11 protein-coding genes and 1 pseudogene are annotated in these 13920 nt (G+C 73.2%); 10 read left to right on the top strand and 2 right to left on the bottom strand.

What is annotated here, in order from left to right; all coding sequences use genetic code 11:
* Positions 1-31: 31 nt before the first annotated feature.
* Positions 32-3871 (top strand): choice-of-anchor D domain-containing protein, encoded by a 3840-nt coding sequence (locus ABEB03_RS16725; RefSeq protein ID WP_345648819.1) that lies wholly within the window; start codon positions 32-34, stop codon positions 3869-3871.
* An 80-nt stretch (positions 3872-3951) separates the two neighbouring features.
* Positions 3952-4407 (top strand): COG4315 family predicted lipoprotein, encoded by a 456-nt coding sequence (locus ABEB03_RS16720; RefSeq protein ID WP_345648814.1) that lies wholly within the window; start codon positions 3952-3954, stop codon positions 4405-4407.
* Here the strand turns inward: ABEB03_RS16720 and ABEB03_RS16715 are convergent.
* The gene (locus ABEB03_RS16715) at positions 4364-5215 is read right to left on the bottom strand and encodes a CDP-alcohol phosphatidyltransferase family protein (RefSeq protein ID WP_345648811.1); all 852 of its coding nucleotides are present in this window, start codon (positions 5213-5215) and stop codon (positions 4364-4366) included. The genes ABEB03_RS16720 and ABEB03_RS16715 overlap by 44 nt on opposite strands.
* 106 nt (positions 5216-5321) lie before the next feature.
* On the opposite strand from ABEB03_RS16715, the gene ABEB03_RS16710 reads away from it, so the two are divergent.
* The 5 genes and pseudogenes from ABEB03_RS16710 to ABEB03_RS16690 form a co-directional block, all read left to right on the top strand.
* Positions 5322-6302, top strand: a complete 981-nt coding sequence (locus tag ABEB03_RS16710) for a zinc-dependent alcohol dehydrogenase (RefSeq protein WP_345648809.1) — start codon at positions 5322-5324, stop codon at positions 6300-6302.
* Between the two features lie 136 nt (positions 6303-6438).
* Positions 6439-6837 carry a 6-pyruvoyl trahydropterin synthase family protein gene (locus ABEB03_RS16705; RefSeq protein WP_028805644.1) on the top strand — a complete coding sequence of 133 codons (399 nt, stop codon included), beginning with the start codon at positions 6439-6441 and terminating at the stop codon, positions 6835-6837.
* Positions 6834-8057: a glycosyltransferase family 4 protein gene (locus ABEB03_RS16700; RefSeq protein WP_425589250.1), complete on the top strand. Its 1224-nt coding sequence runs from the start codon at positions 6834-6836 to the stop codon at positions 8055-8057. The genes ABEB03_RS16705 and ABEB03_RS16700 overlap by 4 nt, the downstream gene beginning before the upstream one ends.
* Complete coding sequence (locus tag ABEB03_RS16695) at positions 8054-8995, top strand: SAM-dependent methyltransferase (protein ID WP_345648805.1); 942 nt, start codon at positions 8054-8056, stop codon at positions 8993-8995. Before ABEB03_RS16700 ends, ABEB03_RS16695 begins: the two co-directional genes overlap by 4 nt.
* Positions 8992-10053: pseudogene (locus ABEB03_RS16690) on the top strand (lysylphosphatidylglycerol synthase transmembrane domain-containing protein); the annotation flags it as partial. The gene ABEB03_RS16695 and the pseudogene ABEB03_RS16690, both read left to right, overlap by 4 nt.
* A 161-nt stretch (positions 10054-10214) precedes the next feature.
* Here ABEB03_RS16690 and ABEB03_RS16685 read toward each other — a convergent pair.
* Positions 10215-11024: a creatininase family protein gene (locus ABEB03_RS16685; RefSeq protein ID WP_345648802.1), complete on the bottom strand. Its 810-nt coding sequence runs from the start codon at positions 11022-11024 to the stop codon at positions 10215-10217.
* Positions 11025-11063: 39 nt separating this feature from the next.
* On the opposite strand from ABEB03_RS16685, the gene ribA reads away from it, so the two are divergent.
* From ribA to ABEB03_RS16670, 3 genes are read left to right on the top strand one after another with little or no spacing between them, the layout of a single operon-like run.
* Positions 11064-11771 carry a GTP cyclohydrolase II gene (ribA, locus tag ABEB03_RS16680; protein WP_095937737.1) on the top strand — a complete coding sequence of 236 codons (708 nt, stop codon included), beginning with the start codon at positions 11064-11066 and terminating at the stop codon, positions 11769-11771.
* Positions 11768-12772 (top strand): ornithine cyclodeaminase family protein, encoded by a 1005-nt coding sequence (locus tag ABEB03_RS16675; RefSeq protein ID WP_345648796.1) that lies wholly within the window; start codon positions 11768-11770, stop codon positions 12770-12772. Before ribA ends, ABEB03_RS16675 begins: the two co-directional genes overlap by 4 nt.
* Positions 12769-13914, top strand: coding sequence for an NAD(P)/FAD-dependent oxidoreductase (locus ABEB03_RS16670; protein ID WP_345648793.1), 1146 nt, complete (start codon positions 12769-12771; stop codon positions 13912-13914). The genes ABEB03_RS16675 and ABEB03_RS16670 overlap by 4 nt, the downstream gene beginning before the upstream one ends.
* Positions 13915-13920: the final 6 nt, after the last annotated feature.

The following is a 13920-nucleotide window of genomic DNA, read 5'->3' as shown; positions in this document are numbered from 1 at the left end:
GCCCTCGACACTCACGCACCGAGGTGGAGCCATGCGCGTCAGGCGCGGACCACGGGCCGGACGCCGGCTGCTCGCCCTGCTGACGAGCGGTCTCCTGCTGGGCCTGGGCGCGCCCTCGCCGGCGCAGGCCGCGGCGCCGGCCCGGGGCGACACCCCGCCCACGCCCGCCGCCGGCGCACCCTCCCGTGCCGCGACCGCGCCCGCCGTCGGCACACCCTCCCGTCCCGCCACCACGCGCGCGCCTGCAGCGACCGTGGGCGCCCGCGCCGCCGACGCGACGACGGTCTCGGTCGACAACCTGCGCACCGGCTGGGACCCGGACGAGCCCGGCCTGGCCCCCTCGGAGGTGGCCGCCTCCGACTTCGGCCGGCGGTTCTCCACCGCCGTGGACGGCCAGGTCTACGCCCAGCCGCTGGTGGCCGGGAACACGGTCGTCGCGGCCACCGAGAACGCCAAGGTGTACGGCCTCGACTCGACCACCGGGAAGATCAACTGGACGAAGACCCTGGGCGACCCCTGGCCCGCCTCGGCGATCGGCTGCGGCGACCTGGTGCCCAACTTCGGGGTCACCTCGACCCCCGTGTACGACCCGGCCACCCAGACGGTCTACCTCACCGCGAAGATCAACGACGGCCCCGACACCAGCCACCCCAACTGGTACGTCCACGCGCTGGACGCGTCGACCGGCGCCGAACGCGGCGGCTGGCCGGTGAAGGTGCAGGGCGCCCCGGTCAACGACCCCGGCCGCCCCTTCAACGCCTTCACCGCCGCCCAGCGCCCCGGCCTGCTCCTGATGGGCGGCTCCGTCTACGCCGCCTTCGCCTCGCACTGCGACATCGGCCCCTACGTCGGCTATGTGCTGGGCGTCGACACCACCAGCCGCGCCACCACCCTGTGGGCGAGCGAGGACTCGTCCGCCAACGGCATGGCCGGCATCTGGATGAGCGGTGGCGGCCTGGTCTCCGACGGTCCCGGACGGATGTTCCTGTCCACCGGGAACGGCATCTCCCCGGCGCCGGGCCCCGGTTCCAACCCCCCGGGCCAGCTCGCCGAATCCGTGGTCCGTCTCGGCGTCAACAGCGACGGCACCATGTCCGCGCAGGACTTCTTCAGCCCCGCCAACGCACCGACCCTCGACACGAACGACACCGACCTCGGCTCGGGCGCCCCGGTCGCCCTGCCCGGCCCGGCCTTCGGCACCGGCGGTCATCCCCGTCTCCTGGTGGAGATCGGCAAGGACGGCCGGCTCTTCCTCCTCGACCGCGACCACCTCGGCGGGCGCAGTCAGGGGCCCGGCGGCACCGACGCGGTGCTCGGCACCTTCGGCCCGTACGAGGGCGTCTGGGGACATCCGGCCGCCTACGGCGGAGAGGGCGGCCTCGTCTACACGATCGGCAGCCGGGGACCGCTGCGGGCGTTCACCTACGGCGTCAACGGCGCCGGCTTGCCCTCACTGACCAACACCGGCACCAGCTCCGGCACCTTCGGGTACACCTCGGGCTCGCCCGTGGTCACCTCCACCGGCACCACACCGGGATCGGCCCTCGTCTGGGCGATCTACTCGGACGGCTCCAACGGAGCCAACGCCCAGCTCCGCGCGTACGACGCCGTGCCGGTCAAGGGAACGCTGAACCTGCGCTTCTCCGCCCCCATCGGCACCGCGTCCAAGTTCTCCGTGCCTGCCACCGACGGCGGACGCGTCTACGTCGGCACCCGCGACGGCCATGTCATCGCCTTCGGGCGGCCGTCCACCACCGCGCTCAGCGGCGGCCCCGTCGACCTCGGCAAGGTCGCCGTGGGCGAGACCGGGCAGGCCACGGCGAAGGTGACCGCCACCCAGGACGTGACCGTCACCGAGGTGAACACACCGGCCGGCAGCCAGTTCTCCGCCGCACCCACCGGGCTGCCGGTGACCCTGCACGCGGGGGACACGTACTCGGTGCCGGTGTCCTTCTCCCCGACGACGCCGGGGGCGGACAGTTCCGTGCTGACGTTCGCCACCGACGCCGGGTCGGTCGGCCTCGGCCTGACCGGCTACGGCACCCGGCCCGGTCTCACCGCCTCCCCCTCCGAACTCGCCTTCGGCACCGTGGCCACCGGAACGGCCAAGACCCTCGGCGTCAGCTTCACCAACACCGGCACGGAGCCCGAGACGATCACCGGCACCGGCCCGCCCGACAGCCCGTTCGTCGCCGAGGGACTGCCCGCCGACGGCACCGTCGTACAACCCCAGCAGTCCGTCACCGTCCAGGTGACATACGCTCCGACGGCCACCGGCGACCACACGGGAAGCCTCACCGTCACCGGCGCGAACGGCACCGCGAACGTCCTTCTCACCGGCTCCGCCGAGACCGGACAGGCACATCTGACGATCACTCCGACGTCCACCGACTTCGGCAGTGTCGCGGTCGGCAAGTCGGTCACCAAGACCTTCGACATCAGCAACACCGGCAACATCCCGCTCACCATCACCAAGGCGGCGCCACCCGCGGCACCGTTCCACGTGACGAACCCGCTCAGCGAAGGCCAGGTGATCGGCCCCGAGGACGTGATCCACCAGTCCGTCACCTTCTCCCCGACCGCGGTCGGGGCGGCCTCCGGCACGTACCAGATCACCTCCGACGACGGGCGCGGACCGCAGAACGAGACGGTCAAGGGCACGGGCACCGCGCCCGGCCGGGTCACCGTGCCGGCACCCGGCGCGGGCGGCTGGCGGCTCAACGGCTCCGCCCGCCTGTCGGGCAACGACCTGCAACTCACCCAGACCGGCGCCCACCAGGCGGGCTCGGCGGTCTTCCCCGTCCCGGTGGCCACCGACGGACTCAAGGCGGCGTTCACCACCGTCATCGGCGGCGGCAGCGGCGCCGACGGCCTCACCTTCGGCCTGCTCGATCCCGCCAGGGCCACCCCCACCGCCCTGGGCACCGACGGCGGCGGCCTCGGCTGGGCGGGCAGGCCGGGTGTGGCCATCACCTTCGACACCTTCCGCAACCCGGGCGACCCGTCCGCGAACTTCGTCGGCATCACCGCCGCCACCAGCGGCGGCACCCTCACCTACGCGGCGACCGCCACGAACGTGCCCGACCTGCGCTCGGGCCCGCACGCCGTCTCCGTCTCCGTGGCCGGGAAGACCCTCACCGTCTCCGTGGACGGCGTCCGGCTGCTCACGACGACGGTCGCCTCGCTGCCGCCGACAGCCCTGCTGGCCTTCACCGGCGCCAACGGCGGGAAGACCGACATCCACACCGTCCGGGACGCGGTGGTCACCGCCACCTCCTACGCGGTACCGCCGCCCGGGCCCAACGGCTGGACCCTGAACGGCTCCGCCGCGTTGTCCGGAACCGACCTCGTGCTCACGAAGACCGCGCAGAACACCAAGGGATCCGGGGTCCAGGGGACCGCCGTACCGTCTGGGCGGCTGAAGGCGAGCTTCACCGCGACCGTCGGCGGCGGCACCGGCGCGGACGGCCTGGCCTTCATGCTGCTCGACGCGTCCAGGGCGAAGCCCACGGCGCTGGGCGGCGGCGGGGGCGGCCTCGGCTACGCGGGACTGCCGGGCATCGCGGTCACCCTGGACACCTTCCGCAACACCGGCGACCCGTCGGCCAACTTCGTGGGCGTCGCCACCGGCGGGACGGGAGCGCCCTTCACCTACGCCGCCACCTCTACCGCCGTCCCCGATCTGCGGTCCGGCCGGCACGTCGTCGACGTGAGCGTCACGACCGCCGGGCACCTGCTGGTGAGCGTGGACGGAACACAGGTCATCGACACCGCGGTGAAGCTGCCGCAGAACGTGCTGACCGGGTTCGGCGGCGCCAACGGCGGCCGCACGGACAACCACACGGTCAACGGAGTCAAGATCACCTACTGAGGTCCCGGCCGGGACACCCGACGAGGCCCGTGCGGCACGTGCGACAGGTCCCGAGGCCGCGACAGAGCGAGGAGAGCATCATGCGTCGACCGGTCACCCCCTTGCTGGCCGCGGTGGCGTTCGCGTCCTGCTTCGGCCTGCCCTATCCCGCGATGGCGGCTCCCGAGCCGCCCCGGCTGACCGTCATGGTCGCCGAGACCGACACGATGGGGCGCGTGCTCACGGACCCGAACGGCCGTACGCTCTACCGCTTCGACCCGGAGGGCTCCGGAACCGTCACCTGCGTGGGCCCCTGCACGGACACCCGCAAGCCGCTGCTCAGCCCGCCCGGCGTCGAACTCCGCCTGCCGCCCGGCATCGCCGGCACGCTGGGCACCGTCCCCCGGCCCGACGGAGGGAACCAGGTGACGTACGACGGCTTCCCGCTGTACTGGTACACCGACGACGTCCAGCCGGCCGACACCAACGGGGTCGACCTGTTCTGGCACGTCATCAACCCTCGGAACGCGCCGGTACCGGCCGGGAAGCGGAGCTGACCGACAGCGCGAGCACCCGGGCGGCGGGCCGGTCCGCGCCGGCGTTCCGGTCGTCGCGGCCCGCCCCGGCGCCGCGGTGCGGCGCCGCGGGTGTCCGGCCGCCCCGGCGCCACAGCCACACGACGTCCCGGCCGAACGACCACACGAGCAGCGCCAGGGCCAGCAGCACCGCCGCCCCGGCCGCCGCGCGCGGCAGGATCCCGGCGCCCGCGACGAGCAGCACGATCCCCTGCATGGCGGCGACCGTCTTGCGCGCCATGCTCGGCGGCAGCGCGGCGTTCAGCCAGGGCAGCACCCGGGCCGCCGCCACGAACGCGTAGCGCATCGTGCCGATCAGCAGCACCCACGGGCCGAGCGACATCGCGACGTACACGCTCAGCACCAGGATCAGGAACGCGTCGACCTCCATGTCGAAGCGGGCACCCAGGGCGGAGGACGTGCCGGTGCGCCGGGCCACCTTGCCGTCGACGCCGTCGAGGATCAGCGCGACCGCCGTCAGACCGACCAGCAGGCTGACCGGGGGAGAACTCTGGAACGAGTCGGCGACCAGCGCGGTGACCCCGCCCACCAGGATCGCGCGGCCCAGCGTCACCCGGTTGGCCGGACCGAAGGAGCGCGGTTGTGAACGGCGCAGGGCCCGGGTCAGCACCGCCCAGGTGGCGATCGCGAAGGCCAGACCGGTGAGCCAGCCCGCGGGCCCCATACCGATCGCCGTGCCCAGCAGAGCCAGCAGCACGAGCTGCACACCGGCTCCCACGATGGTCTCCTGCTGGGGAAGCCTCGCGTCGTACGTGTTGTTCAGGGCCACCGCACATCCTCCGGCCGTATGACAGAGTCGATCAACGCCGCGTACAGTGCGCGGCTTGTCACCGCTCCGTACGTGAAGATCTGCTGAATCGTTCAGGGGGACGCTCATGGAACTCACAGCCCGGGCCTTCTGGCTCGGTTCTCCCGGACACGGCGAGATCCGCGAAGTCACCGTGCCCGCGCCCCGCGAGGGGCAGGTGCGGGTGCGCGCGCTCTACTCCGGGGTGAGCCGGGGCACCGAGACCCTCGTCTTCCGCGGCGGCGTTCCGGAAAGCCAGCATGCTTCGATGCGTGCACCGTTCCAGGAGGGGAATTTCCCCGCGCCGGTCAAGTACGGCTATCTGAGCGTCGGCCAGGTGGAGGAAGGACCCGAGTCGCTGCTCGGCCGGACCGTCTTCTGCCTGTATCCGCACCAGACGCACTACGTCGTCCCGATCGAGGCGGTGACGGTCGTACCGGACACCGTGCCCGCCCCGCGCGCCGTGCTCGCCGGGACCGTGGAGACCGCGGTGAACGCGCTGTGGGACGCGGCGCCGCTGGTCGGCGACCGGATCGCCGTGGTGGGCGGCGGCATGGTCGGCTGTTCCGTCGCCGCGCTGCTCGCCCGCTTCCCCGGCGTGCGGGTGCAGCTCGTCGACGCCGACCCCTCGCGGGCGGACATCGCCCGGGCGCTCGGCGTCGACTTCGCGCTGCCCGGTGACGCCGCCGGCGAATGCGACCTCGTCGTGCACGCCAGCGCCACCGAGGCCGGGCTCACCCGGTCCCTGGAACTCCTCACCGACGAGGGGACCGTGCTCGAACTGAGCTGGTACGGCGACCGGCGCGTCAGCCTGCCGCTCGGCGAGGCCTTCCACTCGCGCCGCCTGGTCGTCCGCAGCAGCCAGGTCGGCTCCGTCTCCCCGGCCCGCCGCTCCGGCAGGACGTACGCCGACCGGCTCGCGCTCGCCCTGGAACTGCTCGCCGAGCCGGCGTTCGACGCGCTCGTCACCGGCGAGTGCGCCTTCGGTGAACTGCCCGACGTCATGGCGAAGCTCGCCGCCGGATCCATACCCGGCCTGTGCCACCGCGTGGTCTACGACGACGTTTGAGCCCGCGGCAAGCTGCCTGACCTCCGAGGACTCCGAAGAAAGGGGAACGGGCGGCTGAACAAGGAGAACCAGGCAGCCGTACTACACGACGTGCCCCGGCAGGGGATCAGACGCACCGCACCTGGAGGGTCGTCCGTTGTTCAGCATCACCGTCCGCGATCACCTGATGATCGCCCACAGCTTCCGTGGCGAGGTCTTCGGCCCCGCGCAGCGCCTGCACGGGGCGACGTTCCTGGTGGACGCCACCTTCCGTCGCGCCGAGCTGGACGACGACAACATCGTCGTCGACATCGGGCTGGCCACGCAGGAACTCGGCGCCGTCGTGAGCGAACTGAACTACCGCAACCTCGACAACGAAGCCGACTTCAAGGACACCAACACCTCGACGGAGTTCCTGGCCAAGGTCATCGCCGACCGGCTCGCCGACCGCGTGCACGCCGGCGCCCTGGGCGAGGGCGCCCACGGCCTGTCCGGCATCACCGTCACCCTGCACGAGTCGCACATCGCCTGGGCGAGTTACGAGCGTGCCCTGTGACCGACACGACCCTCGACCAGGCGATCCCGAACCGGGGCCTGGCGTCCGGGCCCAGGGACCAGATGTCCCTGAACTACCGGCCCGTGCGGCACCCGGCACTCAAGAACGCCGAGATCATCCCCATGTCCCTGCGCTCCGTGCACTTCGTCATGCCGGGCGGCGTCGACGACCCGGCCGCACCCAGTGGCGGCAACGCCTACGACCGCCGGCTCTGCCTGGACCTGCCCGGCTTCGGCTGGCAGGTGCACCGGCACGCCGTCCCGGGCGACTGGCCCCGGCCCCAGGCAGCCGCCCGCACCGAACTCGCCCGGACACTGGCCGAGTTCCCGGACGGCACCGTCGTCCTGCTGGACGGCCTGGTCGCCTGCGGTGTCCCCGAGATCGTCGTGCCCGAGGCCGAACGGCTGCGCCTCGCGGTGCTGGTGCACCTCCCGCTCGGCGACGAGACCGGGCTGCCCCCCGCGGTCGCCGCCGAGCTCGACGCCCGCGAACGCGCGACGCTGCGGGCCGTACCGGCCGTCGTCGCCACCAGCGACTGGGCCGTACGCCGACTCGTCTCCCACCACGGCCTCGCCCCGGACCGCGTCCATGTCGCGGCACCCGGCGCCGACATCGCGCCGCTCGCCCCCGGCACCGACGGCGTCTCCCGCCTGCTGTGCGTCGCCGCCGTCACCCCGCGCAAGGGACAGCACCGGCTGATCGAGGCCCTCGCGACCGTCACCGACCTGCCCTGGAGCTGCGTCTGCGTCGGGGGACTCACCCAGGACCCGGCGTACGTCGCGCAATTGCGCGCCCTGATCGAGAGGCACGGTCTCGGCGACCGACTGCACCTCGCGGGACCGCAGGCCGGCGCGGAACTCGACGCGAGCTACGCCGCCGCCGACCTGATGGTCCTCACCTCCTACGCGGAGACCTACGGCATGGCCGTCACCGAGGCGCTCGCCCGCGGGATCCCCGTACTGGCGACCGACGTCGGCGGCCTTCCCGAAGCGGTCGGACGCGCACCCGACGGCGGGGTGCCCGGCATCCTCGTACCGCCGGAGGACCCTGCGGCGCTCGCCGTGGAACTGCGCGGCTGGTTCGGCGAGGCCGATGTGCGCCGCCGCCTGAAGGCCGCCGCCCGCAGCCGGCGCGCCGCGCTCGACGGCTGGGCCGCCACGGCCCGCAGTCTCGCCGGCGTGCTGTCCCGGCTGCCCCGGGAACCCCGGAGGGCGGCATGAGCACGGCGACGACCCCCGCGGGGGTTCCCGAACCGGGCACGGCCGTGCCCGGGGTGCCGGAGACGACGGGGAGGACCGCTGTGCCCGGTCAGCGTGCGGATACGGCCGACGCCGACGACGTGACGCGATACGCACCGCAGTGGCTCCGGTTGCGGGAAGGGGCCGACGCCTCGGCGCGGGCGCACGACCTGCTCGACCCGCTGCGCATCCGGCTCGCGAACCGGCCGGGCCGCGGCGAGCTGGTGGTGCACGACCTCGGCTGCGGCACCGGCTCCATGGGCCGCTGGCTCGCTCCCCGGATCGACGGCGCCCAGCACTGGGTGCTGCACGACCGTGACCCGTACCTGCTGCACTTCGCCACCGCCGGAGCGCCCCGCGCGGCGGCCGACGGCAGCCATGTCTCGGTCACCACGCAGCGCGGCGACATCGGCCGGCTCACCGCGGACGGGCTCGAAGGAGCCTCGCTGGTGACGGCCTCCGCCCTGCTGGACGTGCTGACCGCCGACGAGATCGACCGGCTCGCCGCGGCCTGCGTCGGCGCCGGTGTCCCGGCCCTGCTGACGCTGTCCGTCGTCGGCCGTGTCGAACTCACGCCCGCCGACCCGCTCGACGCCGAGATCGCCGAGGCGTTCAACGCGCACCAGCGCCGCGGCGAACTGACCGGCCCGGACGCCGTCACGACGGCCTGCGAAGCCTTCGGACGATACGGCGCGACGGTACGGGTGCATCCGAGCCCCTGGCGGCTCGGCCCCGACGACGCCGAGCTCGCCCAGGAGTGGCTGCGCGGCTGGGTCGGCGCGGCCGTCGAGCAGCGTCCCGAGCTGGCGGCCCGGGCGGAGTCGTATCTGACGTCTCGTCTGGAGGCATGCAGGACAGGTGAGTTGAGGATTGTGGTCCACCACAGCGACCTCCTGGCGCTGCCGGGCGGTGCGCGGTGAGCGCCGGACTGGAGTCGGTGGGGATCGAGGCGATAGCCGACCGGACCCGCGTCAAAGAGGCCCGCGCGGACCTGATCCGCGCCCGTCGCGAGGCGCTCGGTGAGCACACGGGGGCCGACGTCGTCCCGATCCGCGCGGGCGTCGACGTCCCGGTGGGCGGTGCGGCGAACGAGGCGGCGGGCGACGGCGGCCACGGGGCCTCCCGGCGGCGCGGAGTTCCCGCCGCCGTCCGCGCCCGCCTCGGCTCCCCCCGGATACGCACGCACCTCGGCACTGCGGCCGGAGTCGTCATCCTCGCCGTGCTGCTCTGGCGGCTCGGGACCGGCGTCTTCCTGGACGGACTGCGGCGGATCGACGCGACGACGTTGCTCGTCGCGCTCGGAATCGGCCTGCTCACCACCGTGCTGAGCGCCTGGCGCTGGTCCGTGGTGGCCCGCGCGCTGCGCATCCGGCTCCCGCTGGGCACGGCCGTCGCCGACTACTACCGCGCCCTGTTCCTGAACGCGGCGCTGCCCGGCGGAGTCCTCGGCGACGTGCACCGCGCCGTACGGCACGGGCAGAGCGCCGGGGACATCGGCCGCGGCGTGCGGGCGGTCGTCCTCGAACGGACCGCCGGACAGCTCGTGCTGGTGGGCGTGGGAGCGGCGGTGCTGGCCACGCAGCCGTCACCGGTCCTCACCCAGACCCGCCGGCTGGCGCTGCTCCTGGCGATCGTCTCCGTGTGCGCTGCGGTCGCCGTCGGCGCCGTGCGCGGGCGCCGCGCGCCCGGTCGCACGGAGCGGTTCCGGGCCGCCCGCGCGACCCTGGCGGAGGCGCGGGGCGCCCTGCTCGCCCGGGCGAGCTGGCCCGGCGTGCTGCTCTCGTCCCTCGCCGTGCTCGCCGGACACGTGGCCATGTTCGTGGTGGCCGCCCGGGTCGCCGGATCCGGGGCGTCCATCGCCCGGCTGGTGCCGCTGGCACTGCTGGCACTGCTCGCCATGGGACTGCCGCTGAACGTCGGCGGCTGGGGTCCCAGGGAGGGCGTCACCGCGTGGGCGTTCGGCGCCGCCGGGCTCGGCGCGAGCATGGGCCTGACCGTCGCCGTGGTCTACGGAGTGCTCAGCTTCGCGGCGAGCCTGCCGGGCCTCGTCGTCCTGGTCGTCCGGTGGGGCGCCGCCCTCCGGCGCCCCCGGGAGGAGAGCGCAGGAGGGCGCGACCGATGCCGACGATCAACCACCGCTCACGGCCCGTCGACCGCCGAAGTCCCGTCCGCCGGAGCCTGTTCGCCGGGGGAGGCCGTCGGCGAGGTCAGCAGCGAGAAATACGCTCCGAACGCGTCGGTCAGCGCGGCCAGTATTTCCTTCCCCTTCTCGGCACAAGCCAGCGAAGGCCTGCCGATGACACCGGAATCGGTATAGGCGGACATCCCGAGGGTCAGCAGATGCCGCCGGTCGTCCGCGAGGAAATCCGAGGATTCGTAACCGTCCCCCACGCATTCCGGATGGGCGTGCAGAAGAATGGAGGTCTCGATTTCTCCCGCGTGCATGTCGCTGAGCAACGAGGTCTGCACACCGGCCCGTTCACGGGCGGCCTCCCAGTCCTCCGCGGCCGGGAAAAGCGCCATGCGGGTACCGGTCCCGGCGGATTCCTGGACGACATTGCCGAGGACGTAGTTCCCGCCGTGGCCGTTGACCAGTACCAGGGTGTCGACGCCGGAACGGCGCAGCGAGTCGGCGATGTCCCGGACCACCGCGTGCAGGGTGACCGCGGAGATGCTGACGGTCCCCGGCCAGGCGGAGTGCTCGTGCGAGCAGGAGATCGTCACCGGAGGAAGGAGATGCACCGGAAAGGCCGCGGCAATCTCCCGCGCCACGGCGCACGCGACGAGCGTGTCGGTGGCCAACGGCAGGAACCGGCCGTGCTGTTCGAAGCTGCCGACGGGAAGAACGGCGACCTGACGGGTGACACCGGCCCCCCGTTCCTTCACGTCCTGGGTGGTGTCCAGCGGCAACAGACCGGATACCGTCGAGCGCGTTCCCGAACCACTCATATTTCCACGGCCCTTTCGACTCTGCTTAGGAACCAGATCATGACAGACAACTTTGGCGTACTCGACGGGAATGCCCCTCTCTCAGGTGTCGAACGAGCCGTGATCGCCCCGTTGCCCACCAAGTACGGCGATTTCCATGCCGTCGGCTACTTCGACCACGACCGCGGTGAAGAACAAGTCGCCCTCGTGTACGGGGACTTGGCGTCCCTGAAGAAAGGGGACGTGCTGACGCGGCTCCACTCGGAGTGCCTGACCGGAGACGCCTTCGGTTCCACGCACTGTGAGTGCGGCCCTCAACTCGGCGCCGCGTTGCGCGCCATCGTCGCCGAGGGCCGTGGCGTCCTCGTCTATCTGCGCGGCCACGAGGGGCGCGGGATAGGCCTGATCGGCAAACTCCGTGCGATGAAGCTCCAGGCCGAGGGGCTGGACACCGTCGAGGCGAACCTCGCCCTCGGCTTCCCCGTGGACGCCCGCGACTACCGCGTGGCGGCGGACATCCTGCACGACCTCGGCGTGCGCTCGGTGCGCCTGCTGTCGAACAACCCGCGCAAGCGGGAGGCCCTGGTGCGGCACGGCATCAAGGTCGCCGAGCAGGTGCCCCTGCTGATCCCGCCGTGCGAGGAGAACCTCGCCTATCTGCTGACCAAGCGGGAGCGCCTCGACCACTATCTGCCCCACCTGGACGGGGACGGCTGGGCGGACGCGATCTTTTGCGGATCGGCGAAGACGGTTATCACTGAGGAATGACCGAACACGACGAGGACGACGTCGACGAGGCGGGCCCGCTGTATCTGTCACGTGCGCGGGTGACCCGGCTGCTGGATCCCGGCGCGGCGATCGCCTCGCAGCGGGCGGCCTTCACCGCGCTCGGTGACGGCACCGCGGAGCTGCCCGGCAAGATCATGCACCCCAGTCGCTTCGACGACAGCGTCGTCTTCGCGTACCTGGCCCGGCTGTCCGCCGGCACCGGGGCCGTCGCCAAGTTCGGCAGCGTCAACCCGGGCAACGCGGCGGCCGGACGGCCCACCGTGCACGCGGTGATCAACGTGCTCGATCCGGTCACGGGCCGGCTCGTCGCCGTCATGGACGGCACCGCGGTGACGACGCTGCGCACCGCCGCGGCCTCCGCCGTCGCCTTCGACGTGCTGGCCCACCGCGACGCCACGGAGCTCGGGATCCTCGGCTCGGGCACCCAGGCGCTCGCCCACGCGCGGGCCGTCGGGCAGGTCAGGGACCTGCGGTCCGTACGGCTGTGGAGTCCGCACCCGGGCCGCCGGGAGGCCGCCGCCCGGCGCCTCGCGGCCGAGTTGGGCCTCCTCGTCGAGGCCGTCGACTCGGCCGAGGAGGCCGTCGCCGGGTTGCCGATGGTGGCGGCCTGCACCCTCAGCGCCACGCCGGTCGTGCGGGGCGCACGGCTGGCGGCGGGCTGCACGGTCGTCAGCGTCGGGTCCTTCGAACCCACCCGCAGCGAGGTCGACGCGGACGTGCTGCGACGGGCCGCCGCGGTCGTCGTCGACGATCCCGGCACCGCGGCGGAACACGCCGGGCCGGTGATCGGGGCCCTGCGGGAGGGGTGGCTCGACCGTGAGGACCTGGTCCCGCTCGGCGCCGTCCTCACCGGCCGGCGGACGGCACGCACCCGGCGCGACGACATCGTCTTCTACAACAGCGTCGGACTCGGCGTCCAGGACGCCGCCGCGGCCTGGGCCGTGATCGAGGCCGCCCGGGCCCAGGAGGCACGGCCGTGAACCGAACCGCGCGTGTGGTCGTCGTCGGCGGCGGGGTCATCGGCACGAGCATCGCCTACCACCTGGCCCGCGCCGGGGTGCCGGACGTGGTGCTCGTGGAGCGCGACGAACTCGCCTCCGGGTCGACCTCGCGCGCGGCCGGCGGGGTGCGGGCGCAGTTCTCCGACGAGCTCAACATCCAGCTCGGCGCCCGCAGTCTGGAGGCGTTCGCCCGCTTCGCCGAGGAACCGGGCCACGACATCGGACTGCACCGCGTCGGCTATCTGTTCCTGCTCTCCACGCCCGAGGAGGTGGAGGCGTTCCGGGCCGGGGTGCGGCTGCAGAACGCGCTCGGCGTGCCCAGCCGGATGATCGACCCGGCGGAGGCGCGCCGACTGTCCCCGTTGATCGACACCGACGGGCTGCTGGCCGCGGCCTTCTCGCCGGACGACGGGCACTGCACACCCGAGGCGGTGGTCCACGGGTACGCGGCCGGGGCCCGCCGCCACGGCGCGACCCTGCTGCGGCACTGCGAGGTCACCGGCATCGAGACGCACGGCGACACCGTCACCGCCGTGCTCACCGACCTCGGACGGATCGCCACCGACACGGTGGTGTGCGCCGCGGGCGCCTGGTCACGGGGCATCGGCGCGATGGCCGGCGTGGATCTCCCGGTCGAGCCGCTGCGCCGTCAGATCGCCGTCACCGAACCCGTCCCCGGCCTGCCCCCCGGCCTGCCCATGACCATCGACTTCACCAGCAGTCTCTACTTCCACGCGGAGGGCCCCGGCCTCCTCCTCGGCATGTCCGACCCGGACGAGACGCCCGGCTTCTCGATCCGGACGCACGACCGCTGGATCCCCCGCCTGTACGAGGCCATGCGGCACCGGGCTCCGGCCCTGCTCGACCTCCGCAGGACGGGCGGCTGGGCAGGTCTGTACGAGGTCACGCCGGACCACAACGCGCTGATCGGCGAGGCGCGTTCCCTCTCCCGCTTCCTGTACGCGACCGGGTTCTCGGGCCACGGCTTCCTTCAGGGGCCCGCCGTCGGCGAGGTCGTCCGCGACCTCTACCTGGGCCGTGCCCCCTTCGTCGACGTCGGTCCGCTGAGCGCCGACCGCTTCGCCGCGGACGCGCCGCGCCGCGAGGTCAACGTCGTCTGACCGTGC

Source organism: Streptomyces siamensis (assembly GCF_039543605.1).
Classification (GTDB): Bacteria; Actinomycetota; Actinomycetes; order Streptomycetales; family Streptomycetaceae; genus Streptomyces; species Streptomyces siamensis.
Note: the sequence above shows the minus strand (reverse complement) of the source record. Positions and strands in the feature narration are given on the sequence as shown.